The 23,882-nt window shown below is 61.2% G+C and carries 18 protein-coding genes and 1 pseudogene; 6 read left to right on the forward strand and 13 right to left on the reverse strand.

Annotated elements, in window-relative coordinates:
• Positions 1-2 precede the first annotated feature (2 nt).
• The 4 genes from ABTV29_RS20355 to ABTV29_RS20370 all read left to right on the forward strand — a co-directional run bounded on the left by ABTV29_RS20355 (position 3) and on the right by ABTV29_RS20370 (position 5,164).
• On the forward strand, positions 3-1,493 hold the full coding sequence (locus ABTV29_RS20355) for an MFS transporter (protein ID WP_433766478.1): 1,491 nt from the start codon (positions 3-5) through the stop codon (positions 1,491-1,493).
• Between the two features lie 18 nt (positions 1,494-1,511).
• The gene (locus tag ABTV29_RS20360) at positions 1,512-2,978 is read left to right on the forward strand and encodes an efflux transporter outer membrane subunit (protein ID WP_433766479.1); all 1,467 of its coding nucleotides are present in this window, start codon (positions 1,512-1,514) and stop codon (positions 2,976-2,978) included.
• A gap of 128 nt (positions 2,979-3,106) precedes the next feature.
• The gene (locus ABTV29_RS20365; protein WP_433766480.1) at positions 3,107-4,057 is read left to right on the forward strand and encodes an aldo/keto reductase; all 951 of its coding nucleotides are present in this window, start codon (positions 3,107-3,109) and stop codon (positions 4,055-4,057) included.
• A gap of 159 nt (positions 4,058-4,216) precedes the next feature.
• Positions 4,217-5,164: a LysR family transcriptional regulator gene (locus ABTV29_RS20370; protein ID WP_433766481.1), complete on the forward strand. Its 948-nt coding sequence runs from the start codon at positions 4,217-4,219 to the stop codon at positions 5,162-5,164.
• Positions 5,165-5,216: 52 nt separating this feature from the next.
• Here the strand turns inward: ABTV29_RS20370 and ABTV29_RS20375 are convergent, their stop codons facing one another.
• The 13 genes and pseudogenes from ABTV29_RS20375 to ABTV29_RS20435 all read right to left on the reverse strand — a co-directional run bounded on the left by ABTV29_RS20375 (position 5,217) and on the right by ABTV29_RS20435 (position 19,876).
• Positions 5,217-5,468, reverse strand: coding sequence for a DUF2790 domain-containing protein (locus tag ABTV29_RS20375; protein ID WP_433766482.1), 252 nt, complete (start codon positions 5,466-5,468; stop codon positions 5,217-5,219).
• Between the two features lie 632 nt (positions 5,469-6,100).
• Positions 6,101-7,753 (reverse strand): BCCT family transporter, encoded by a 1,653-nt coding sequence (locus ABTV29_RS20380; protein WP_433766483.1) that lies wholly within the window; start codon positions 7,751-7,753, stop codon positions 6,101-6,103.
• Between the two features lie 322 nt (positions 7,754-8,075).
• Positions 8,076-9,332, reverse strand: a complete 1,257-nt coding sequence (locus tag ABTV29_RS20385) for an MFS transporter (protein ID WP_433766484.1) — start codon at positions 9,330-9,332, stop codon at positions 8,076-8,078.
• 100 nt (positions 9,333-9,432) lie between these two features.
• Positions 9,433-9,804, reverse strand: coding sequence for an ethanolamine utilization protein EutQ (locus ABTV29_RS20390; RefSeq protein ID WP_433766485.1), 372 nt, complete (start codon positions 9,802-9,804; stop codon positions 9,433-9,435).
• Positions 9,801-11,129 carry an NAD(P)/FAD-dependent oxidoreductase gene (locus tag ABTV29_RS20395; protein ID WP_433766486.1) on the reverse strand — a complete coding sequence of 443 codons (1,329 nt, stop codon included), beginning with the start codon at positions 11,127-11,129 and terminating at the stop codon, positions 9,801-9,803. The genes ABTV29_RS20390 and ABTV29_RS20395 overlap by 4 nt, the downstream gene beginning before the upstream one ends.
• 10 nt (positions 11,130-11,139) lie before the next feature.
• On the reverse strand, positions 11,140-12,396 hold the full coding sequence (locus ABTV29_RS20400; RefSeq protein ID WP_433771955.1) for an NAD(P)/FAD-dependent oxidoreductase: 1,257 nt from the start codon (positions 12,394-12,396) through the stop codon (positions 11,140-11,142).
• A pseudogene (locus tag ABTV29_RS20405) lies at positions 12,385-12,549 on the reverse strand (rubredoxin); the annotation flags it as partial. The pseudogene ABTV29_RS20405 and the gene ABTV29_RS20400, both read right to left, overlap by 12 nt.
• Positions 12,550-12,554: 5 nt before the next feature.
• Complete coding sequence (locus ABTV29_RS20410; protein WP_433766487.1) at positions 12,555-14,000, reverse strand: aldehyde dehydrogenase family protein; 1,446 nt, start codon at positions 13,998-14,000, stop codon at positions 12,555-12,557.
• An 11-nt stretch (positions 14,001-14,011) separates the two neighbouring features.
• Positions 14,012-15,199 (reverse strand): aromatic ring-hydroxylating oxygenase subunit alpha, encoded by a 1,188-nt coding sequence (locus ABTV29_RS20415; protein WP_433766488.1) that lies wholly within the window; start codon positions 15,197-15,199, stop codon positions 14,012-14,014.
• 265 nt (positions 15,200-15,464) lie between these two features.
• Positions 15,465-16,382, reverse strand: coding sequence for a LysR substrate-binding domain-containing protein (locus tag ABTV29_RS20420; protein WP_433766489.1), 918 nt, complete (start codon positions 16,380-16,382; stop codon positions 15,465-15,467).
• 314 nt (positions 16,383-16,696) lie between these two features.
• Positions 16,697-17,344 (reverse strand): hypothetical protein, encoded by a 648-nt coding sequence (locus ABTV29_RS20425; RefSeq protein WP_433766490.1) that lies wholly within the window; start codon positions 17,342-17,344, stop codon positions 16,697-16,699.
• Between the two features lie 694 nt (positions 17,345-18,038).
• Entirely contained in the window at positions 18,039-18,455 is a 417-nt protein-coding gene (locus tag ABTV29_RS20430) for an organic hydroperoxide resistance protein (RefSeq protein WP_433766491.1), read from the reverse strand.
• A 1,091-nt stretch (positions 18,456-19,546) separates the two neighbouring features.
• Positions 19,547-19,876 (reverse strand): hypothetical protein, encoded by a 330-nt coding sequence (locus ABTV29_RS20435; protein WP_433766492.1) that lies wholly within the window; start codon positions 19,874-19,876, stop codon positions 19,547-19,549.
• A 185-nt stretch (positions 19,877-20,061) separates the two neighbouring features.
• Here ABTV29_RS20435 and potE point away from each other — a divergent pair, with 185 nt between their 5' ends.
• Together potE and ABTV29_RS20445 are read left to right on the forward strand one after the other, a co-directional pair.
• A complete protein-coding gene (gene potE, locus ABTV29_RS20440) occupies positions 20,062-21,471 on the forward strand; it encodes a putrescine-ornithine antiporter (RefSeq protein ID WP_433766493.1) in 1,410 nt (469 codons plus the stop codon).
• Positions 21,468-23,753: an Orn/Lys/Arg decarboxylase N-terminal domain-containing protein gene (locus tag ABTV29_RS20445; protein WP_433766494.1), complete on the forward strand. Its 2,286-nt coding sequence runs from the start codon at positions 21,468-21,470 to the stop codon at positions 23,751-23,753. Before potE ends, ABTV29_RS20445 begins: the two co-directional genes overlap by 4 nt.
• Positions 23,754-23,882: the final 129 nt, after the last annotated feature.

A 23,882-nucleotide genomic window follows, 5' to 3' on the forward strand; every position in this document is an offset into this window, starting at 1 on the left:
TGATGAACGCCAAAACCGCGACCACAGGCACGGGTGCCGCAGGCTCGCTCAGGTTCGCCGCTCTGTTGGCGACCTGGATGCAGTCGGCGAACCTGCCGCTGCCGAACGCAGTGCTCAGGCTGATCCAGGGCTCACTGTCGATGACCGACGACCAGGCTGGCTGGATTTTCACCGCCTATCTGGCGGCCAGCGCCATCACTTTGCCGATTGCCCAGTGGCTGGCCGGCCGCTTCGGTTTGAAGCGGGTTTATCAAGTCGCGCTGGTGGTTTTCATGCTCGGCCTGCTGCTGGGTACGGCTTCGGCGACGCCGCTGGAATTCATCGGCGCCCGTATCATCCAGGGCCTGGCCGCGGGTGTGCTGGGACCGCTGTCGATGGGGATTGCCCTGGAGACGCTGGCCCCGGAGAAGCGCATGAAATTTGGCGCGACCCTGACCGCAGTGGTGCTGCTGGGCATCGCCACGGGCCCGGCCATCGGCGGCTGGATCGCCGAGCATTTCGACTGGCGGCCGATCTTCTATATCAGCCTGCCGTTGGCGGCCTACATCTTCATGGTGATTGCGCTGTTGCTGGCCGAGAAGAAAGCCGACAAGGCACCAACTTATGACTTCTTCGGCTTTGGCAGCTTCACCCTGGCGCTGATCAGCCTGCAAATGCTGCTCGACCGTGGCGAACGCATGGACTGGTTCGACTCGCCGGAAATCTGGATCGAGGCCATTGCCTGTGCGCTGGGCTCGTACTGGTTCTTCGTGCACGTACTGACCAGGAAGGTGCACTTCTTCAACAAGAGCCTGCTGCGCGATCGCAATTACGTGCTGTCGACGTTGATCTTCTTCGCCATCGGTTTCGTGCTGCTGTCGACCATGGCCCTGACCTCGCCGATGCTCGATGAAATTCTCGGCTACCCGCCTGACACCACCGGTGCCCTGACCCTGCCCCGTGGCGCGGGCATGGTGGGAGCGTTCCTGCTGACGGTGCGTCTGCCGGAGCGTTTCGACCGCCGGTTGTTCGTGGCCATCGGCGTATCGCTGGTGATCTACGCCAACTGGCTGATGCTCGGTTACTCGCCGCTGATGGACTGGCCGCCGGTAGCGATTGCCGGAGCCCTGCAGGGTATCGGCATCGGCATGTCGATGGCGGCGCTGGCCAAGGTGGCGTTCAGTACGCTGCCCATGCCGTTGCGCCCGGAAGCCACCGGTCTCTACAACCTGTTGCGGGCGTACGCCAGCACCCTGGGCGTGGCCATCGTGCAGATCTACTTCTTCAACAACACCCAGGCGATGCACCAGGCGCTGGGCGCCAACATCACGCCCTATCACGGCGTGGGCCATGGCGCCTCGCTGGCGTTGCCGTCGCTGGAAGGACTGAACCACCTGATCACCCATCAGGCTGCGTTCATAGCCGTGATCGACCAGTTCAAGATTTTGATGGTGGCGATGCTCGTGGTGAGCCCGCTGGTTCTCTTTCTTCGCAAACCCGTTGCGACCAACTAGCCTCGTGGAGTGTGCCAAATGAAATCCAGTCATTCGTTCCAAACGCCATTCCCTGCCAAACTCAGTGCCCTGTCGGTGTTTGTGTTCCTCGCCGCCTGCACCGTCGGCCCCGACTTCAAGGCCCCGGCCGACAGCACCTCGCAGCACTACGACCAACAGGCCGAACAAAGCCTCGGCCACAACGGCGAGCAGCACATCCAGTACGGCAAGCACATCACCGGACAATGGTGGTCGGCCCTGTGTTCGCCCAAGCTCGATCAGGTCATGCGCCGGGCCATCGACGGCAACCTTGAGCTGGTGGCGGCCGATGCGACCATTCGCCAGGCCGCCTCCTCCGTGGCCGCCGCAGAAGGTGCGCTGTATCCGCAGGTCGACTTCGGTGCCACTGCCGGTCGTGCGCGGGTGCACAACGCCAAGGACCCTTCGATCTCCAACTTCTATGCCATCGGGCCACGGGTCGGCTTCGACCTGGACGTCTTCGGCGGCAACAAGCGCCAGGTCGAGGAACAGCAGGCGTTTACCGACCTGCAAAAACGTCGCTACGACGCGGCGTACCTGACCCTGACCGCCGATGTGGCCAGTCAGGCATTGCTGGTGGCCTCGGCCAACGAGCAAATCAAGGCGGTGGAAAAACTGCTGGCCAACGACGCGAAAAACCTCGAACTGGTGCGCGCGGCGCATATCAATGGCACCACCACGCAGATCGATGTATCGCTGGCCGAAACCCGGCTGGCCCAGGACCGCACGCTGTTGCCTCCACTGGCCCAACAGCGTGATGCCGCCACCCATGCCCTGTCGATCCTGACCGGCAAAGGGCCGGCGGACTGGATCGCGCCGCAGTTCGACCTGAGCGAATTCACCCTGCCGAACAACGTGCCGGTCAGCCTGCCCTCGGAGATGGCCCGCAACCGGCCGGACATCCAGCAAGCCGAGGCCGAGTTGCATATCGCCAGCGCCGCCGTGGGCGTGGCGACCGCCAACCTTTACCCGAAGGTGACGCTGTCGGCCTCCCTGGCCCAGACCGCTTCCGGCAATGGCGGTGCGGCGCTCTGGGGATTCGCCGCCGGTATCGCCGGGCCGATCTTCAATGGCGGCACGCTCAAGGCGCAGCGCCAGGCCGCGGTCGAGGGCTACAACGCGATGCTCGCCGGCTACCAGCAGACGGTGATCAGTTCGTTCGGCCAGGTCGCCGACACGCTGCAGGCGATCAACCATGACGCCGAGGAATTCCACGCACAGGAAGACGCGTTGCGCTCGGCCGAGACCAGCTCGCGCCTGAACCAGCAGGCCTACGCCCAAGGCGAAAACAGCATCCTCCAGGTGCTGGAGGCCGAACGTGCCTATCAGCAGGCGTTGCTGGGCTATATCCGCGTGAAGACCGCGCGCTACCTCGACACGGTGCAGTTGTACGTGGCGTTGGGCGGTAATTCGGTCGGTGTGTTCGATCAGCAAGTGGCCAGTCGCGAAACGCGCCATCCATTGTAGGAGCGAGCTTGCTCGCGATGGACCTGAGAACACCGCGGGGTGTCAGGCATCCAGCGACATCGTTGACGACCATCGCGAGCAAGCTCGCTCCTACAGGGAATTTTTCAGAACCTGAGTGGAATCCAGACATGTCTTACGAACCGATTTTTGATGAACTTGCCGACACCCGATTTGCCCTGGACAACGGTGCGGGGCAGATGCCCGCCGTTGGCTTCGGCACCTTGTTCGAAGATCCCGGTGTCACCGCCGAGACTGTGACTCACGCCCTGCAAAGCGGCTTCCGCCAATTCGATTGTGCCGAGCGTTTTGGCAATGAAGCCTTGGTGGGTGATGCGATCAAAGCCTTTATCGAAAGCGGCAAGGCGCAGCGTGAAGAGCTGTTCATCAGCAGCAAGCTATGGAACAACAACCACCATCCGGAGCGAGTGCTGGCAGCCTTCGAGGCCAGTTGCCAACGGCTCCGGGTCGACTACCTCGATTGCTACCTGATCCACACGCCCTTCGCCTTTCGCGCGGGTGACGATCAGTACCCCATGGACGCCTTCGGCCATGTCCAATACGACTCGGGCGTGACCTTGATCGACACCTGGCGGGCCATGGAACGCCTGGTGGACAAAGGCCGCTGCAAGGCCATCGGCTTGTCCAACATCACCCTGCAAGCCTTGCAGGAAGTGGTCGCTGTGGCACGGATCAAACCGGCCGTGGTGCAGGTGGAAGCACACCCTTATCTGCCGCAATGGGAACTGCTGGAGTTCTGCCAGCAGCACGGCATTGTCCTTCAGGCCTATGCGCCCCTCGGCCATGGCCTGGCGCCGGGCATCGCCAAAGACCCCGTGCTGAGCCAAATGGCCCGGCGCCTGCAAAAGACCCCGGCACAAGTGGCATTGGCCTGGGCGGTGCAGCGCGGAACGGCGTTCCTGACCCACTCCACTTCGCTGGGGCATATCCAGCAGAACATCGACATCTCGACCCTGCCTCACCGGGCGATGCATGAAATCCGTCAGGACATCAGCACCCGGATCCGCTTCAACTCGGTGGCGGAGAATGGGGTTCACCTGTTCATGTCGCCTGCCTCGTAATCCTGTAACCCTGCAACCCTATACCCTGTGGGAGCGAGCCTGCTCGCGATGGACGCCCAGACAACGCGATCATTCAGACAGAAAGCGTTATCGTTGACGACCATCGCGAGCATGCTCGCTCCTACAGTTGGAATCGGCGCCCGCAAAGAGGTGAAAACGATGGATGTGTTCCAGACCATGCGATTTTTCATGGCCGTGGCCCAGAGCGGCAGCTTCACGGCAGCGGCCAACTTGCTGGATACCACCACGACCAATGTCTCCAAGGCCGTGTCGAGCCTGGAGAGCCGGCTGCAGACGCGCCTGATCAACCGCACCACAAGGCGCCTGGCATTGACCGAGGCCGGCACGCGTTATCTATTGCGCTGCGAGAGAATTCTGGAGGAGTTGCGCGAAGCGGAGGAAGAAGCGGGAACGGCGCAGATCAATCCGGTGGGCCGCCTGAAGATTCATGCGATGTCGGCCATCGGCATTCATTACGTTATCGATGCCATCGCCAAATACCGCGAGCGCCATCCCTCGGTCCAGTTCGACCTGACCCTGACCAATCGCCTGCCGGATCTTTTGGAAGAAGGTTTCGACATGTCGATCGTACTGGCGCGGGACCTGCCCGACTCGGGATTTGTCGCCCAGCGGCTGGGCATCACCTACAGCATTCTCTGCGCGTCGCCCGCGTACCTGAAAAAACGCGGAATACCGGACTCACCGGCATCGCTTCGCGAACATGATTGCCTGAGAATCGTGAACACCCCCATGCCCACCGAGCATTGGGTGTTCGAAGGGCCCCATGGCAGCGAGACCATCAGCACCCCGGCGTCGCCGTTTCAAATCAACACCGCCGATGCCATGACGGTCGCCCTCACCCACGGCATGGGCATCGGCATCCAGCCGGTGGCATCCGCCGTTGCCGGCCTGAAATCCGGCGCGCTGGTGCGGGTATTACCGCACTATCAATTCGAAGAGTTGAGCCTGTTCGCCATCTACCCTTCACGAAAATTCGTCGATGCAAAAATAAAAACCTGGCTGGAGTTCCTGAAGGACTACATACCCGGGTTGCTGGCTGGCGATGAAAAAATTGTCTGCTCGTCCAAAAACGCAAAAGCCCTCTGACTGAAACGCACCGCCCGGATGGAGTGTCGACCCTCCATCGTCCGCACGCAAATCAACCGTTGGAACAGCCGTTGCCCATGATCTGGTACTGCACCACGTGGCGTTGGCCTTTTGAGTCTTCGTAAGTCATTTGCGCCGGGACCGGACCGCACTCGTTGGGTACATCGGATACGGCGATGACCTTCTTGATGTCCAGGTGCGAACCATAGGTGTAAGTCTCGACAGGGGATTTGTTTTCTTCGGCGAAGGCCTGCGCGCCGAGGCAACTGAGTGCAAGGATCATTGCGATTTTTGAGATGTTCATGCTGTTCACCGTCTCGTTGGTTGCTTTGGTAGAGACGATGCTAGGGCTTTGGGACGGGGCTAAACAGAGAGGAGTTGGACATACACTGTTGTCAAAAAGCGTGGGAATGGCCTTGGGTGGATTGCCTGGTTTTTTTGGATTGGGGGCATATCCGTTTTTTGGGTGATGGCTGATATTGGTTCCGCCCTTACGGCGGGTTACTTGGAAAAGCGCCAAGTAACCAAGCGCTTTTATCCCCTGACGTACGGCCCTTCGCCTAGGCTCAGGGTTCCCTCGCTCCGGTATTCATCCGGGGGCATCGCCTCCGGTTTGCTTCGCTGCACCTCCTCTCGATGTGTGCGGCTGCGCCGCACGGCGCTGCGCGCCTTACCCCCGGATGAACACCTCCACTCGGCCTTCCGACGGGGCAGATCAAAATCAAAAGCAAGGCGGCCGACCGGCCGGCCTGATTGCGCTGGTCCCTTGTAGGAGCGAGCCTGCTCGCGATGGACGACAGAACACCGCGGGGTGTCAGGCCGCCAGCGTTATCGTTGACGACCATCGCGAGCAGGCTCGCTCCTACAGGGGGAACGCGTACGCTTCAAATGACAGGCCGTAAGGGCGGAACCCATTTCAGCACGCGATCAACAAGCCTACGCAGCAACCGCCGGCTCACGACGCTGAGCAACCTCCGGCACGACATCCAGCGCCGGCGTCCAGGCCTGTACGCTCGGCATTTCCCGGCGCAGGCTATGCAGCAAGGTGTAGGACATCACCAGCAGCAACATGGCAATCGGTAACCCCGCCGCAATACTCGCCATCTGGATGGCCTTGAGCCCACCCGCCAGCAGTAGCCCTGCGGCGATGGCCCCTTCCAGGATGCACCACAGCAACCTGATCCAGTTCGGCGGGTTGGTGCTGCCCAGCGCGCACAGGGTGCACAGCACTTGGGTCCCGGCATCCGCCGTGGTCACGAAATGCACCCCGAGCAACACACAGACCAGGATCGACAGCGCGGCACCAATGGACTGGCCATCGAGGGTTTGCAGCAGGGTGAACATCGCCGAAGTGGTTTCTTTCTTGGTGGCCAGCAGCACGGTGCCGCCTTCGAACTTCGGTTGTTCTACCCCGGCAGTCACTGGCTGGGTGGCGACCGATGCCTGATACGCCTGGCGATCCTGCTGTTCGTGCTTGAGCGCGGCGCCACCGAACACCGACATCCACAGGATGGTCACCATGGTCGGCACCACCAGCGCACCGATCACCAGTTCGCGGATGGTCCGGCCCTTGGAGATACGCGCAATGAACAGGCCAACGAACGGGCCCCAGGTCATCCACCATGGCCAGTAGAACGCCGTCCACCAGTTCTGCCATTCGGTGTCTTTCTGAGTGTCCATCCAGAAACTCAGGCCCACGATGTTTTGTACATAGTCACCGGTGGACTCGAACATCAAGTTAAGGATGTAACGGGTTGGCCCTAGTGCAAGTACGGCAAACATCAAGATGAAAGACAGGTACATATTCAAAGTAGATATACGCTTCATGCCTTTGGACAAACCGGCAACCAGCGAAATACACGCCACGACACTGACAAACAGAATGATCGATAACTGCAGGGCAATACTGATCGGAACACCAAAGACATTATGTAGACCGGTATTGATTTGAACGACTCCCAAACCCAGCGACTGGGAAACACCAAAGGCGGTAATAACAACGCCCATGATGTCGACCACATGACCGATCCAGCCATAAATGCGATCGCCAATCAGCGGATAAAGCAGCGAACGCAGGGCCAGCGGCAGGCCTTTACGGTAGGCGAAGTAAGCCAGGCTCAGGCCGATCATGGAGAAGATCGCCCAAGGGTGCAGGCCCCAGTGGAACAGGGTAATACGCATGGCCAGGGTCGCCGATTCATCGGTCAGGCCCTTGGAAAACGGGTTGTCGGCGTAGTGCAGCATGGGTTCTGCCACCGACCAGAAAATCAGGCCGATGCCCATCCCGGCGCTGAACAGCATGGCAATCCAGGAAGCGAAGCTGAACTCGGGCCGGTCATGTTCGCCGCCCAGTTTGAGATTGCCGAAACGGCTGATGGAGATATAAAGCAGCAGGCCAAGTACGCCACTGATCAGGGCGAGGTAATACCATTTGAAGTTATGCAGAATAAACGCCGAGGCCATTTCAAAGGCCTTGGCTGCCTGCTCGTCTTTAAATGCACAAAACAGTACGAATATGACAACTCCAATTATGGAAGCCACTGTCACAGTCGGATTAAGGCCTTTCAATATGCCTGATTGAGCACGCATTGTTTTCCCCTTTTGTTTTTGTTTAAGGGTGTAATCACTGTTCCGCAGGTTGTTTATCGCCTGGTATCGACCGACGCCAGGACAATGTCACTGTTATCTGCAGGTCTATCTCGGTTTTGGCAGCATCGCCAAGATGATTGAATCCTGAACACCGTTCAAACCATATTTAGTCACCGACTCATGAGAAAAACGCATCAATAAAACCTGTCTGAACGCACAGAAAAAACTGTAGGAGCGAGCATGCTCGCGATGGTCGTCAACGATGATGCTGGCGGCCTGAATGCCCGCGGTGTCCCGGCGTTTTTCGCGAGCGTGCTCGCTCCTACAGAGGTACTCGTGTATTGCAGTTCAGGTCGCTCGGCTCGGCGACCGACACCAGGTTAGAGCTGGCAATCCCGTTGGGCGTCACCGGGTGCTGCAACGGCGCATCCTTTTGCAGGTGCTTGCCGGTGATTTTTGCCTGGCCCACGCACAGCGCGAGCAGCAGCGCACTGGCGGCATAGAAGTAGTAAAAACTCGGGGCGCCGAGGTGCTCCATCAGCGCGCCGGCGATCAGCGGCCCGAAGCAGGCACCGACGCCGAAGGTGATCAACAGCATGCCCGAGAGCGATACGCGCAGCGCCGGCTCCATATTGTCGTTGGCCAACGCCACGCCCAATGGATACAGACAGAACTGCAGGAAGCCGACGCCTGCGCCGAACAACAGCAAGGTGGCAAACGAAGGATGTGAATTGAACGCCAGCGGCAGGCTGATGACGATCAACAACAGCGCCACGGCGCGGATCAGGGTGGCGCGGGGCAAGCGATCCGAGAGCCAGCCCAGGGGCAACTGCGCCAACAGCCCGGCCCCGATGGACAAGGCCATGAATTGCCCGACTTGCGCCGTGGGCAGTCCCTGCTTGCTCGCATAGATCGCGGCCAAACCATAAAAGGCGCCGTTGAGCATGCCCGACACCAGAATGGTCACCAGCGACTGGGGAATCCTGCGCAGGAACAGGCGCAGATCAATCGACGCCGCCGGCACCGCCGTCGGGTGCATGCTGCGGGTCAGGGCCACCGGCACCGAACCCAGGGCGAAGACCATGGCCACGCCCAGCAGGACGCGAATGCCCAGCCCTTCATCCAGGCTCAGGGCCAGATTGCCAAGCATCATGCCGACGTAACTGGCCACCATGTACAGCGACAGGACCCTGCCGCGCTGTTCGGTCCTGGCCTGGTCGTTGAGCCAGCTTTCCAGCACCATCAGCTGACACATCATCGCCAGCCCCACCAGCGCCCGCAGCACCAGCCAGAACGGCAGCCAAGTGCTGAATTCGTGGGCCAATACCGCCGCCGCAATGATCCCGGCACAGGCCGCAAAGGTGCGTATGTGTCCCACCTGCGCGATCAGGCTGCGCCCGACCCAGCCGCCCAGCACCATGCCCAGGGCATTGGCAGCCATCAACGCACCGCCTGCGGTTTCCGCCGCGCCCAGTACATTCAGGCGCAACGCCAGCCAGGTCATCAGCAACATCGATCCCAGCTGCATCATCAGGCTGGCCAAGTACAGCGCGCCGAACGTCTTCGTCAGTCCAAACACGGTGTCGATTCCAGAAAAAAAGAATGCGAAATCCGGGCGCGCAACCCACGGTCACACGCCCGGGCAGATGCTTCAGGGCACTTGTTTCAGGACAGCGGGCTCAGCTCAGGCCGTGAAGTTCTTTCCAGTTGCCCGGATGCACGACGTAGCCGAACAAGGCATGCCCGCCGTACACCAGTTCGGTGCCTTCCGGAATCCACAACAGCTGGCCGGGGGTGACCTCGAACAGCTCATCGCCGACCCGCAACTCGAAGCAGCCCTCGATGACAAAAATCACTTCGTCATACAGCACCGTCCAGGCCACCTGCGCCCCTTCCCAACGGGCGAAACCCACGCCGATGTTCGGCGAGATTTCATTGCTCAGGGCCCGGGCCACAAAGGCGGCGCCGGGTGGGCCGCCGCGGAAAGTGAAATCCAGATCCTTGTGGTCGATGCGCAAGACCCGGCCTTTGCCTTCGCCGGGCGTGCTCATAGCTCGCTCCGGCTGTTCCACGCGGCCAGGTGAATGCGCGAACGCACGCCCAGGCCGAGGAAAGGTTCCGGCGGATTGAGCGACGGCATGCCGGTCACCGCGCGAATGTCGTTCAACTGCGTGGAGTCGGCACCCACGGCCAGGTCCGCCAGCAAGGTGCCGGAGATGGTGCCCCACGCCGCGCCCACGCCGTTGTCGCATGCCGAGGCATGGACGCCCGGTTCCAGCTCGCCGAAGAAGTTGGTGAAGTTGCGCGAGATCGCGTAAACCCCGCCCCAGGTGTGGCTGAACGGCACGTCGGCCAGTTGCGGGAAGCGCGCCTGGAAAGCCTTGCGATGGGACTCGCGAATCTTCAGGCGCATGCCGTCGCTGGTGCTGCGGCCGTACTTGGGCACGTGCTTGTAGGTGTTGCGGATGATCAGGCGGCGGTCCTGGGTCATGCGTACCGTGGTCCCGGCGTGGTCCGCCGGGGTCAGGCCCCAGTCCAGTTGACCGCCGTAGGTGGCCAGTTCCGCATCGGTGAGCGGGCGGGTCCAGCTGGCGAAGGTCATCACTGGCAGCAGGCGGTTGCGCAGATAGCCGAACTCCTGGGTGAAGATGCTGGTGCCCAGCAGCAATTGCGGCGTGCGGATCACGCCGTTGGTGCCATGCAGAATCCAGCCCCCGCGACCGTCACGCTCCAGACGCTGGATCGGCGACTCTTGCAGCAGCTCGACGTTGTCCGGCAGCGTGCGGGCCAGCCCGGTGACCAGTGCCGCCGGTTGCATCAGGTAGCAGCCAGGGGTGTAGATCGCGCCGCTGTAATGCTGGGTGCCCAGCACGCCGGCCAGCTCCGTGGTGCCGACCCGACGGAAAGGTTCGCCCAGGTCGGTCATCAGCCGCTCGAAGTGATCCAGATAAGCCATACCACGCGGACCGACCGCGCCTTGATACTTGCCGGCATGGGACCACTGGCAATCGATGTGATGCTCCTGCACCAAGCCCTGCAACTGCGCGATGGCCGCGCGATTGAGCGACAGCAGGCGCTGTTTGTGTGCCGGGTCCGGATGCTCCAGGGCGAACTTGTGCGGCAAGTCGATGACGAACCCCGAGTTGCGCCCCGAGGCGCCATGGGCGACCCGCTGCGCATCCACCAAAATGATGCGCGCTTCGGGGTGATGCTGGGCCAGGCGGCGGGCGGCGGCCAGGCCGGCAAAGCCCGCCCCGATCACCGCGTAGTCGGCACGTTGCTCGCCGGAAAGACGCGTACAGGCCGGTTGTTCAGGCAAGGCCGCGTACCAGCCGCAGCTCGCATCGTCGAAAGGCAAATTGATCGAATTTTTCATGTGTGCGGCCTCAGGCGACAGCCTGCTGAGTGTTCTGACAGGACTGCAGCAATACGCTGCGCTGGGTTTGTGCCTGGCGGCCCAACAGGACAAAGCCGTTGAGCCTGCCTTGGGCGTCATAGAATCCGGCGCTCAAGCCATCCTGGGTCGGCGTGCAGCGCCATTCACCTTCGCCTGCCTGAGCCGGTGCCAACAGGCACAGCGGCGCGGCGGGGGTTTTCACGGTGACCGGCATCAGCGGGTACTCGACAGCGGTGGTTTGGCCGAGCAGGGTTTTGCTCAGTGCCTGGATGCCCTGGTTGATCGGCGCCAGATACGGCAGCAACTGCCCGTCGATCTCGATGCAATCGCCCAGGGCGTAGATGCCCGGTGCCGACGTTTGCAGCTGGGCGTTCACTTGAATGCCGCGTCCAACTGCCAGGCCGGCGCTCTGCGCCAGGCTCAGGTCCGGGCGCAGCCCGACCGCCGACAGCACCAGATCCGTGTTGAGCACCTGGCCACCGGCGAGCTTCAAGACATAGCCCTGCCCGCTCGATTCGATGGCGTCCACGGTGTTCTGCAGGTGCCACTTGACCCCCAGATCACTCAGCGCCGCTTGCAGCACCTCCCCCGCTTCGGCGGGCAACAGGCGCTCCATCGGCCAGCGACCGAGGCCGATGACGTCCACCTCGAATCCGTTGTGGGCCAGGTCGTTGGCGAACTCGCAGCCAATCAGGCCATCACCGAGGATCGCCACCCGCTTGACGCCGGTCAGGCGTTCGCGGAACCCGTGGTAATCCTGCAGGTTGTTGACGCTGACCATGGCCGCCGCTTCACCGCGAATCGGCAGGCGGATCGGTTGCGCGCCGCTGGCGATCACCAGCTGGCCGTACTCCATGTCACCGAAGCTGGTGCGCAGGCGCCGCGCCGAGCTGTCGATGGCCTGCACCGTGCAATGCGGATAAACGCGGATGTCCAGGCGCTTTTCGATGGCCAGTGGCGATTCGCCGGACAAGGCCTCGGCGCTCTTGCCCTGGGACAGGCCGATGGACAGCGCGGGCTTGGAATACAGGTGGCCGGACTCCTGGGTCAGCACGCGGATCTCGACCTTCGGGTCCGCCTTGCGCAATGCCTGGGCCAGGCCCAAACCGGCATAACCGCTACCGATGATGACGATCGGCCCACGCGGCAATGCAGCGACCACGGGTACCGCTACTGCTGGCGGCGGTGCGCTGACCGGCACGCTCGCGACCGCAGCCGCTTCGGTGTACTCACTGATGTCGAGCATCTCGAAATCAGCCTTGCCAACGTGACATTCCGGGCAGATCCAGTCTTCGGGCACATCTTCCCAGCGGGTGCCGGCGAGAATCCCGTCCTCGGGCCAGCCCAGCGCTTCGTCGTAAATCAGACCGCAAACGATGCAAAGCCAAGTCTTGAACATGCTGTTCACTCCCCGGCGATCCGAATCGCCACGTTTTTGGTGCGCACGTAGCTGTACAAGGCTTCCTGGCCCTTTTCGCGACCGAAGCCCGACAACCCGACCCCGCCGAACGGTGTTTCGATGCCGCCGGCGTACCACTCGTTGACGAACACCTGGCCGGATTTCAGGCGGCGGGTGCAGCGCATGGCGCGGCTGATGTCCTGGGTGAACACCCCGGCCACCAGGCCGAAATCGGTGCCGTTGGCGATGGCGATGGCCTGTTCTTCGGTGTCGAACGGCATGATTGCCAACACCGGTCCGAACACCTCTTCCTGGGCAATGCACATGTTGGGCGTCACGTCGCGGAACACCGTCGGGCGCATGAAGTGCCCGGCACGGTCGGCGAAGGCTTCGCCACCGGTGACGGCCAAGGCGCCGTCTTCGATGGCCCGGCGGCACAAGGCTTCGATGCCCGCCAGTTGCCCGGCGCTGACCACCGGCGTGAGGTCGGCGTTGTCCTGGCCCAGGCCGACACTGAGGCCCTCGGCCATGGCCACCACGGCCTCGACCACCTGCTCATAGATCTCGCGCTGCACCAGCAGTCGCGACATCGCCGAACACACCTGGCCGGCATTGAAGAAGATGCCCAACTGCACACTGGCCAGCAGTTGCTGAAGATCGGCATCGGCGAAGGCAATCGCCGCCGACTTGCCACCCAACTCCATCACGCTCGGAATCGCATGCTGGGCCGCGTCGCGCAAAATCGACTGGCCGGTGGGCACGGAGCCGGTGAACACGATCTGGTCGACGCCGCGATGGCTGACCAGATGCGAGCCGACTTCGCGACCACGGCCGCAAATCAGGTTGACCGCGCCGTCCGGCAGGCCGGCCTTGGCAATGGCCTGGATCAGCACGCACATGCCCAGCGGCGACAGTTCCGGCGACTTGATGACCACCGCGTTACCGGCCGCCAGGGCCGGTGCCAGCGAACGGGCACAGATCGACACCGGGAAGTTCCACGGCACGATCTGCGCGGAAACCCCCATCGGGTCGTACAGGGTGAAGTCCATGTAGCCGTTGCCCAGCGGGATCGAGGTGCCCTCGATCTTGTCCGCCATGCCGGCGTAGTACTCGAAGTAGCGCGCCGCTTCGATGAACTCGTCCTTGGCGTCGCTCAGGCGCTTGCCGTTTTCCTGGCACAACACCCAGGCGCCCTCATCCGCCACCGCACGAATTTCCTCGGCGATGCGCAGCAGCCAGGTGACTCGCTGCGCGGGACGCGCCCGGGTCAGCTCGCCGCTGTCGGCGCAGCGGCGGGCCGCCTGCAATGCCCGCTCGGCGTCGGCCACGGTCGCCTTGGCGATGGTCGCCAGCGGTTCGGCGGTGCCTGGGTTGTTGACCGTCAGGCGCTGGATGCTGTCGACCCATTGCCCGTCGATGTAGTTGAGCCAGTGAGAGGCTATCGGATACATGGCGCCGCTCCTCAAGCCGATTCGGTGGTGGCGAGCAGCTGACGCGCGGCCCACTGGTGGAAGAAGTGCGTCGGGATGTCCATTTCCGGAGAAAAGGCGCCGCCTTTGTAGCCCGGGGAGTAACGGCCTTTCTGCATGCCTTCCACGGAGCTGATGTCTTCGGCGAACACCACTTTCCAGGATTCCAGGATTGCATCGCGGCAAGCGCTGAATTCTTCGCTGGTCGCGGCTTCGTCGCCGACGTAGAACAGGCGCAGGTGCTCGATGGTGCGGCCCGGCGAAACCGGTTCGAGCTGCATGGCGAAGGCATGGTCAGCCTGGATGCCCAGCAAAACGTTCGGGAAGAACGCGACGTATTCGGCGTTGCGCAGACGGTCCTGAGGCCAGCTAGGGAATTTCGGCAAGTGAGTGCCAGCCACGTCCGACAGGTTGTAGGCGTAGCTGCCCTGGCCGGAGAAGTGTTCGCCGACGATGATGTTGTAGTGGTCTTCCAGGCGTGAATAGGAGTTCAGGCTCGGGTGCACCCACGGCAGGTGGTAGGCCTCGCAGTAGTTCTCGACGGCCAGCTTCCAGTTGCAGTTGATGTCCAGCACGGTAGCGTCGTGACCCGGGCGGCGGCTCAGCAGGCTCATGCCGTCTTCGCCGAGGAACTGGCTCCAGCGCGCGGTCAGGGGGGCGAGCATCTCTTCCAGTGGCTGTGCTTCACCCGACAGGTTGATGAACACCATGTCCATCCAGATCGCGCTGCGGATGGCTTTCAGGCCGTGTTTTTCACAGGCGAAACGCTCGTCCTTGTGCTGGTCGATGCCGCCGACGTGAGGCGTGCCGCGCAGGCCGCCGTTGAGGTCGTAGGTCCAGGAGTGGTAAGGGCAGCGAATCACGCCTTGCACCTCGCCCGCCTCCTCCACCAGCTTCATGCCGCGGTGGCTGCAAACGTTATGGAACACCTGCACCAGGCCTTCGCGATTGCGCATCAGCAGCAGCGGCAGGCCCATGAAGTCCACTGGTTTCACGGAACCGGCCTTGGCCAGGTCGCTGGCGAAACCGACGCAGGCCCAGGTCTTGCCCAGGACCTGGTCGCGCTCGAGTTCGAAGTAGCGCTGTTCGGTGTAGAACTCGTTGCCCAAGCCGGTCGCTTCGTGGATCGGGTTGAGGACGGTTTCGAGGTTCTGCACTGGGATCTGTTGGAGGGTGGTCATTATTGTTCTCCCCTGCTGGGCACGGTATTGGAATGATCGGCAGGCGCTTGGTGGCCAGGTCCGCTGGCGGCAAGTTTCGGAAAACGGGAGGGGGGTCGACAAACGATATTTCGGGAGGGATTCATGACTTTTGATCATGAATAACAAACTGTAGGAGCGAGCATGCTCGCGAAAAAACCAAAGACAACTCGGGGCATCAGGTTTCCCGCGTTATCGTTTGCCTCCATCGCGAGCAGGGCTCGCTCCTACAGGGAATGCGGGGCTGTTACATGTTGGTGGGCGGCGTCGGAAGCTGATTCATCAACCAGCTGCGAAAGCGTTTGACGCTCTGCCGCATGCCGCCACGGGACAACGGCTCCAGCAGGCAAAACTGCGCATCGGTACGCAAGGTTGCCTCAAGCGGGCGCACCAGCGCGCCACTTTGCAGGTAGTCCTCGACCAGGTTGGACCAGGCCAGCGCCACGCCCTGCCCATTGAGCGCCGACTGGATCACCATCGAGTAACTGTTGATATTGATCCGGCGCTTGGGCTCGACGTTCTTCAGCCCCTGGCTTTGCAGCCAGTCGGCCCAGCCCAGCCAGTCACGCTGCGGGTCGTCGAGCACCAGCCAGGTACAGGCCGCCAGGTCCTGCGGCTTGCTCAACGCAGGATGCTTGGCCAGGTACGCCGGGCTGCACACCGGGTAGACCTCTTCGGAAAACAGCGGCGTGACCTGCATGTCCCGGGGCGGCGTACTGCAGTAATACAGCGCCAGGTCGCAATCGAGCCGCGAGAAATCCTTGACCTGGTCATGGGCAATGATCCGCAGGTCGATCTCTTCGTTTTCACGCTGGAATTCGGACACCTTGGGCAGCAGCCACAACGAAGCCATCGCCGTACTGGTGGCCACCGTCACTTGCTCGGCCCCTTGCCAATGGCGAATTTCGCCGGTGGCCTGGGCAACTTGCAGCAGCGAGGCGCGGACCGTTTCGTAGTACCGGCTGGCCGCCGGGCTGAGTTGAATGGTGCGGGTGGTGCGCTCGAACAGGACCTTGCCCAGGTAATCCTCTAGCAGGCGCACTTGTCGACTGATTGCGCCTTGGGTCACGTTCAATTCCTGTGCGGCCAGGGTGAAACTCAAGTGGCGCGCCGCGGCTTCGAACGCGACCAGACTGTTGAGGGGCGGTAGCGGGTGGATTTTCATCAGGCAAGGTCACGTCGTTATTTTGGTTTTGTGGCGTGAGTTTAGCTTTTGGTGTTGGAGGTGGACAGCGAGATCAGAGGGCGGTTTGGTGGGAGGGAGTCTGCTCGCGATGGGCACCAGCCTGGATGAACACATGCTACCGATGTTCATCGCAATCGATGCGCTGGAACAATGACAGGCGCCGACCGTCACCAAGTGGATCGGGCCGGCGCCTGCTATTTGAAGTTTTCAGGGCCTGGCGACTTCGCTCCCGAAATCTGTCGCCAGGCTCTTTTTTTATATCAGCAACGCGTCAGGCTCTTGTGCTGATCGCTTCAGTGCGCGATCGCATTGACCCATTGCGGCACGGCAGGGGTTTCCTGGCGCTTGGCGCGCTGGGTCAGCACCAGCATCGTCACAAAGCCCAGTACGATCAGCGCCGGATAGGCCATCAGCAACTCGGAAAGCGAGTATTTCCAGGCCAGCGGACGTCCGACACCGAGCATGGCGGCGTACATCCAGGACACTGCCGACAACGAACCACAGTACAGCGCCATCATCCGCGCACTGAAGCCAAGCTTGAGCAGCGAGCCGGCCTTTTGCAGCGCAGGCAATACCAGACGGTGCAGCAGGATGCCGTTGTAAGTCAGCATCATGACAATGATGACCTTGGCCTGGAGCTTGGGATTCATGAAGTACTGCATGCCCTTGTCCAGGTAATCGATGCCGATGATGGCAGCTCCCGTCACCCATAGCGCGATCAATGCCCAGACCACGGAGCGCTGGAGGCTCTCCATGTGCGCGTGATCGTGGTCGGTGAGTGCCTTGCGTTTCAACATGTCCCTGACCATTGCGATATCACTTGTCAGCACCAGGCCGATCGCCACGCAACAGGCGACCAGATGAACGTAAACAACGCCCAGTCGCAAAAACTCCATGAATTCTTTATGTTCGATCAGGCTCATAATTGTATTTATCGCCACGGGTAATATCTCCACCTTATTCGATAGTACAGATAGGCCAATCAACAGAGTTCTTATGTGTGGTGACTCTGAATGACCTTGCTTATACAAGAAAATTAACAACAGGTTAGTTATGTAATTCCTATTGTTTGCTCTAAAAACTCAATGACAGCTAGTTAGTTCCTCTCAATTTTTTTGGTAAAAAAATCCCCATCTGCATTCACTGCATATGAGGTTCGGATTCCACTTCTTTGCCGCCGGAGGGTGCGCATGTCACCAAGTGACTTGCTACGTACTATGAGGGTCTAAGCCCGTAAATGTTCATTTTTCGGGCGCGCTACCGACAGACGGTCGGTGATTTTTTGGCGATTTGCCATAGGACCAAAGGCCTAGGACCTTCGTCGAAGCCCGTACTTGCTGGCCTGCTTATCCAGATGACTTTCGCAGATGACTTATTGGATCCACTAGTTGCCTGCGGGAAAATTTCACACGCAACTGGGATCAACTTTCATTAAAAATCGCCCAAACTAAAACAGTCATACTATTTTTTCCGGATTGGATCCTGAAAAACATCGAAGTTCACAACAAGTGCATACAATCCTTGTACGACAAACTAACTTATTATTGAGAATTTAAAGCGGAAGTTTAATCCGTAAGAGTTTTGGCCCTGGCGACGATGTTTGCGCTATCGGTCGCCAGGACCTGGTTGTTCAACTCAGGCGAGCTTCACAACCACATTGATGTTGTTACGAGTGGCTTTCGAATAGGGGCAGTACTTGTGCCCGGTATCGACCAGTTTCTGTGCCGTTTCGCGATCCAGGCCAGGCAGGCTGACATTGAGCCGTGCCTGTAACAGGTAGCCACCTTCATTGGTGCCCAGGTCGACTTCGGTGTCGACCGCCACGTCCTTGGGCAGTGCCACCTTCAGCTCCTTGGCCGCGACGCCCATGGCGCCGATGAAGCAGGCCGACCAGCCAGCGGCGAACAGTTGCTCCGGATTGGTCCCGCCACCGCCCGCGCCCGGGGACGACAGTTTGATATCGAGAATACCGTCCGAACTTCTGGATGCGCCATCCCGGCCGCCAGTGGTGTGGGTTTTGGCGGTGTACAAGACTTTGTCGAGCTGGGTCATGATGATCTCCTGATTGAATTGGGGTTCATGCGATGTCAGGTGAATCAGAAAACGGCCTGCCGATGCTTGAGCCGGGCGGGTTGCGATCCCCCGCCACGGACCCGGTTTCTCAATATAGACGGCGCCGGTCAATCAGGCGCCCGGGCCGACGAAGTCGATCTCATTTACAAAAATGGATTGGGGACATTCGCGCGATCAGGCCTGTGTGTTGTTAATTGGGTACATATCCGTTTCTTTGGTGATGGCTGCTTATGGTTCCGCCCTTACGGCGGGTTACTTGGAAAAGCGCCAAGTAACCAAGCGCTTTTATCCCCTGACGTACGGCCCTTCGCCTAGGCTCAGGGTTCCCTCGCTCCGGTATTCATCCGGGGGCATCGCCTCCGGTTTGCTTCGCTGCACCTCCTCTCGATGTGTGCGGCTGCGCCGCACGGCGCTGCGCGCCTTACCCCCGGATGAACACCTCCACTCGGCCTTCCGACGGGGCAGATCAAAATCAAAAGCGAGGCGGCCGACCGGCCGGCCTGATTGCGCGGGTCCCCTGTGGGAGCGAGCCTGCTCGCGATGGACGACAGAACACCGCGGGGTGTCAGGCTGCCAGTGTTACCGTTGACGACTATCGCGAGCAGGCTCGCTCCTACAGGAGTTGAGGCACATCAGGAAGAAATGTGTCGGCTGTCAGGCCGCCTTCGCGGGCAAGCCTTGCTCCTACAGGGGACGGCGTACACCCGCTCCGCTCCTCACCACTCAACAGGCCGAGCGTTAGCTCGCCTGCCGCTGTTGATCTTGATCCACCCGCCCCTTCGGGAGGCTGAGTGGAGGCGTTCATCCGGGGGTAAGGCGCGTAGCGCCGTGCGGCGCAGCCGCACACATCGAGAGGAGGTGCAGCGAAGCAAACCGGAGGCGATGCCCCCGGATGAATGCCGCAGCGAAGGAACCCCGAGCCTCAGCGAGGGGCCGGACGCCGGGGCGAGCGCTTTTGGTTACTTTTAACTGGGCCGGCACTCCGGGCGTTTGTTAAAAGTGACTCGCCGTAAGGGCGAAACCATAAGTCGCCGTTACCGCAGCAATGGATATGTCCCCAATTCAAGACCTCAGCGCCGCGCCAACTTATACCTCACACAATCCTCATAAAAACTCGCCCGAACCGCCGCCGGCTTGATCCTGGTCGGGCTGTCATAGGTCTGTTCGGTAATCCCCATCGCCGTCATCCGCATCCATGGCTTGGAAAACTTGTACGCCTGGATTTTCTGCCGCGCCGCATACAACGAAACCCCGGACAACTTCAGTTCCTGCGCCCGGGCCGCCGTCCCCGCCCCCCAACTGCACATATAACGGTCACTGTCCTTGAGTTCCCTGGCCTGGGCAGACAGCGCAAGACCCGCGACACCGACCGAGATCAGCGCGATCCATATATTTCGCATTCGCTTTGCTCCCTAACCGCCTGAAAATGAAGCGATTCTGGCGACAAGCGAGCAACCCGGGGGCCAGCATAGTGCCTTACCCCGAAAACACTGACTGATGTCAATCGGCGAAACCCGATTTCTTGCGACATTTCAATACTTTGCTATAGCTAAGGCTCCCTTCGGCAACTCAAAGAGGCAACGGAATGTCAGTCGCAAAGAAAATGAGTGTGGGGCAACTGACCATGTTGACCGCCGTGAACATGTTGGGCTCCGGCATCGTGATGCTACCGTCGAAACTGGCGGAAGTCGGGGGTATCTCCATTCTGTCCTGGCTCATCACCGCCACCGGCTCCCTCGCCCTGGCCTATGCCTTTGCCCGTTGCGGGATGCTCAGCCGCAAGACCGGTGGCATGGGCGGCTACGCGGAATACACCTTCGGCAAGGCCGGCAACTACCTGACCAACTACACCTATGGCCTGTCGCTGTTGATTGCCAACGTGGCGATCAGCATCACGGCGGTCGGCTACATCCAGGAGCTGTTTCATATTCATCTGAACTCTCTGCAAGTGGGGCTGGCGACCATCGCGCTGCTGTGGATCACCACCTTCGCCAACTTCGGCGGCGCGCGGATTACCGGGCGAATCGGCGCCATTACGGTCTGGGGAGTGATTGCCCCTGTGGTGCTGGTGTCCACCGTCGGCTGGTTCTGGTTCGACAGCAGCATCTACGCCGCCGGCTGGAACCCCCACGGCAAAGGCTGGTTCGAAGCGGCAAACGCATCGGTAGCCATTACCCTGTGGGCGTTCCTGGGCCTGGAATCGGCATGCGCCAACACCGATGCGGTGGAAAACCCGGAAAAGAACGTTCCGATTGCAGTGCTCGGCGGCACCCTCGGCGCGGCGGTGATCTACATCCTGTCCACCAACGTCATCGCCGGCATCGTCGACAACCCGGAACTGGCGGCCTCCACCGCCCCGTTCGGACTGGTTTTTGCCAAGATGTTCACGCCTCTGGTCGGTGACATCGTGATGGGCCTGATGGTCCTGGCCTGCATCGGCTCGCTGCTGGGTTGGCAGTTCACCATCGCCCAGGTCTACAAAAGCTCGGCAGACACCGGTTATTTCCTGTCGATCTTCGCCAGGGTCAACAAGGCCGGTACGCCGATTGTCGGCATGCTGGTGTTGCTGGCTGCGCAGACGGCGCTCGGCCTGCTGACCATCAGCCCGGACCTGAGCAAGCAGTTCGACACCCTGGTCAATCTCGCGGTGGTCACCAACTTGGTGCCATACATCTTGTCCATGGCCGCCCTGATGACCCTGCAAAAAGTCTCGAACGTGCCCGCCGGCAAAGCGCTGGTCACCAACATCGTTGCCTGGGTCGCGGCGGCCTACAGCTACCTGGCGCTCTACAGCTCCGGGGAACAGGCACTGATGCTGGGCGGCGTGGCGACCATCTTCGGCTACACGATCTTCGGCTTCGTCAACAACCGCTTGATCCGGCTCGAAGCCATCAATAACAGCGTACCGACGCAAACCGTCGCCGCGCAGCACATGACTGGCGAACCGGTGCCGGTCTACCGCTTGAAAAGAACAACTCGGGAGATTCAATCATGACGGAACATAAACAGGCCCTCGGCATGCTGGCGTTGCTGGTCAGCAGCCCGCCGGACAAACGCACGGTCTTCGGCCGCGCCCTGAACCAGTTGATCAGCGATGTAGAAGAGCGCGGCATCCACGTACTGGCCTCGGAATCCTTGAGCGACGCCACCTCGATCCTGCGCTCGGACCCGGCCATCCAGTGCCTGCTGCTCAGTTGGGAAATGGACGACAGCGAAGGCCACGAGCACTGCATCAACCTGCTGACCAGCCTGCGCGAACGCAACACCCGGGTACCGGTGTTCCTGATCAGTGACCGCAGCACGGCGTCCAGCATTCCGCTGGTGGTCATGCAGAACGCCGACGACTTCATCTGGCTGCCCGAAGACACCAGCCGCTTCCTCAGCGGGCGCATCCTGGCGGCCATCGAGCGCTATCGCCAGGCCGCGTTGCCACCGATGTTCGGGGCGCTGGTGAAGTTCTCCGGTTCTTGTGAATACTCCTGGCACACCCCTGGCCATGCCGGCGGCACGGCGTTCCTGAAAAGCACCGCCGGGCGCGCGTTCTACGAATTCTTCGGGGAAAACCTGCTGCGCTCCGACCTGTCGATTTCCGTCGGCGAACTGGGTTCGCTGCTCGATCACAGCGGCCCCATCGGCCAGGGCGAGCGCTATGCCGCCAAGGTCTTCGGCGCCCATCGCACCTACTACGTGACCAACGGATCCTCGACTTCCAACCGGGTGATACTGATGGCCAGCGTGACGCGCAATCAGGTCGCCCTGTGCGACCGCAATTGCCACAAATCCGCCGAACACGCGATGACCCTGTCCGGGGCGCTGCCGACCTATCTGGTGCCGACGCGCAACCGCTTCGGCATCATCGGCCCGATCCTGCCGCAAACCCTGAGCGCTGCCCGCGTGAAAGAGGCCATCGCCAAGAACCCGCTGGTCAAGGACGGCATCGATCCGACACCGGTGCACGCGATCATCACCAACTCCACCTACGACGGCCTGACCTACAACGTCACGCGCGTCGAGGAACTGCTGGGCCAGAGCGTCGACCGCCTGCATTTCGACGAAGCCTGGTACGGGTATGCGCGTTTCAACCCGCTGTACCGCGACCGCCATGCCATGCACGGCAGCCCGGACGATCACGACGCCAACCGGCCGACCGTGTTTGCCACGCAATCGACCCACAAGTTGCTGGCGGCCTTGTCCCAGGCCTCGATGATTCACGTGCGCAACGGCCGCAACCCGATCGATCACGCACGCTTCAACGAGTCGTTCATGATGCACGCCTCGACATCGCCCAACTACGCGATCATGGCCTCCTGCGACGTCAGTTCGGCAATGATGGAGGCGCCCAGCGGGCAAATCCTCACCACCGAGTCGATTGAAGAAGCGATCTCTTTCCGCCAGGTCATCTCGCGCATGCACGACGAGATCGCGAGCCGCAACGACTGGTTCTTCACCTGCTGGCAGCCACCGACCGTGCAGGTGGGCGAGACCACGCTGCCCTTCCATGAAGTCGACCCGACGCTGCTCAAGAGCGAGCCCGATTGCTGGGTCCTGCACCCCAACGAGGTGTGGCACGGTTTCGGCGATATCGAAGACGGCTACTGCATGCTCGACCCGATCAAGGTCTCGGTGCTCAGCCCCGGCATGGGCGACGACGGCAACCTGCTCGACCGGGGCATCCCGGCGTGCATACTCAGCGCGTACCTGGGGCACCAGGGCATCGTGGTCGAGAAAACCACCGACTTCACCCTGCTGTTCCTGTTCTCCATCGGTATCACCAAGGGCAAATGGGGCACGCTGGTCAACTCCCTGCTCGACTTCAAGCGCGACTATGACCACAACGTCGAACTGGAGCTGTGCCTGCCGGATCTGCTGGTCGCCAACCAGAGCCGCTACGCCGGCATGGGCCTCAAGGACCTGGCCGACGAAATCTTCGCCGCCATGAAGCAACACAAGACCACGTCGAGCATGGCCCAGGCCTTCGGCATGCTGCCGCAAGCGGTATTCAGCCCGGTGCAGGCCTACGAGAAACTGGTACGCAACGACATCGAGCGGGTCACCCTGGAAGAAGCCGCCGGACGCGTCGCCGCCACCGGTATCGTGCCGTATCCGCCGGGCATTCCGTTGCTGATGCCGGGCGAGAACGCAGGTCCCGCAGACGGCCCGTTGCTGGCCTATCTGAAGGCGCTGGAAGCCTTCGACAGATCCTTCCCCGGATTCACCCATGACACCCATGGGATCGAGGCCGAGGGCGGGGGTTATCGGATGCTGGTGTTGAAATAACAGGTTCCCCCACTGTAGGAGCGAGCCTGCTCGCGAAAAACGTCCAGGCCGCGCGGGCATTCAGACAGCCCGCGTTATCGTTGACGACCATCGCGAGCAGGCTCGCTCCTACAGGGGATCTCCATCAGT

Origin of the sequence: Pseudomonas putida, assembly GCF_050989985.1 — a bacterium.
GTDB lineage: Bacteria > Pseudomonadota > Gammaproteobacteria > Pseudomonadales > Pseudomonadaceae > Aquipseudomonas > Aquipseudomonas putida_AI.

What these genes read in the sequence shown, in the direction of transcription:
- ABTV29_RS20355 (WP_433766478.1), top strand. Translation starts at nt 3, where the DNA reads ATGAACGCCAAAACCGCGACCACAGGCACGGGTGCCGCAGGCTCGCTC.
- ABTV29_RS20360 (WP_433766479.1), top strand. Translation starts at nt 1,512, where the DNA reads ATGAAATCCAGTCATTCGTTCCAAACGCCATTCCCTGCCAAACTCAGT.
- ABTV29_RS20365 (WP_433766480.1), top strand. Translation starts at nt 3,107, where the DNA reads ATGTCTTACGAACCGATTTTTGATGAACTTGCCGACACCCGATTTGCC.
- ABTV29_RS20370 (WP_433766481.1), top strand. Translation starts at nt 4,217, where the DNA reads ATGGATGTGTTCCAGACCATGCGATTTTTCATGGCCGTGGCCCAGAGC.
- ABTV29_RS20375 (WP_433766482.1), bottom strand. Translation starts at nt 5,468, where the DNA reads ATGAACATCTCAAAAATCGCAATGATCCTTGCACTCAGTTGCCTCGGC.
- ABTV29_RS20380 (WP_433766483.1), bottom strand. Translation starts at nt 7,753, where the DNA reads ATGCGTGCTCAATCAGGCATATTGAAAGGCCTTAATCCGACTGTGACA.
- ABTV29_RS20390 (WP_433766485.1), bottom strand. Translation starts at nt 9,804, where the DNA reads ATGAGCACGCCCGGCGAAGGCAAAGGCCGGGTCTTGCGCATCGACCAC.
- ABTV29_RS20395 (WP_433766486.1), bottom strand. Translation starts at nt 11,129, where the DNA reads ATGAAAAATTCGATCAATTTGCCTTTCGACGATGCGAGCTGCGGCTGG.
- ABTV29_RS20400 (WP_433771955.1), bottom strand. Translation starts at nt 12,396, where the DNA reads ATGCTCGACATCAGTGAGTACACCGAAGCGGCTGCGGTCGCGAGCGTG.
- ABTV29_RS20410 (WP_433766487.1), bottom strand. Translation starts at nt 14,000, where the DNA reads ATGTATCCGATAGCCTCTCACTGGCTCAACTACATCGACGGGCAATGG.
- ABTV29_RS20415 (WP_433766488.1), bottom strand. Translation starts at nt 15,199, where the DNA reads ATGACCACCCTCCAACAGATCCCAGTGCAGAACCTCGAAACCGTCCTC.
- ABTV29_RS20420 (WP_433766489.1), bottom strand. Translation starts at nt 16,382, where the DNA reads ATGAAAATCCACCCGCTACCGCCCCTCAACAGTCTGGTCGCGTTCGAA.
- ABTV29_RS20430 (WP_433766491.1), bottom strand. Translation starts at nt 18,455, where the DNA reads ATGACCCAGCTCGACAAAGTCTTGTACACCGCCAAAACCCACACCACT.
- ABTV29_RS20435 (WP_433766492.1), bottom strand. Translation starts at nt 19,876, where the DNA reads ATGCGAAATATATGGATCGCGCTGATCTCGGTCGGTGTCGCGGGTCTT.
- potE (WP_433766493.1), top strand. Translation starts at nt 20,062, where the DNA reads ATGTCAGTCGCAAAGAAAATGAGTGTGGGGCAACTGACCATGTTGACC.
- ABTV29_RS20445 (WP_433766494.1), top strand. Translation starts at nt 21,468, where the DNA reads ATGACGGAACATAAACAGGCCCTCGGCATGCTGGCGTTGCTGGTCAGC.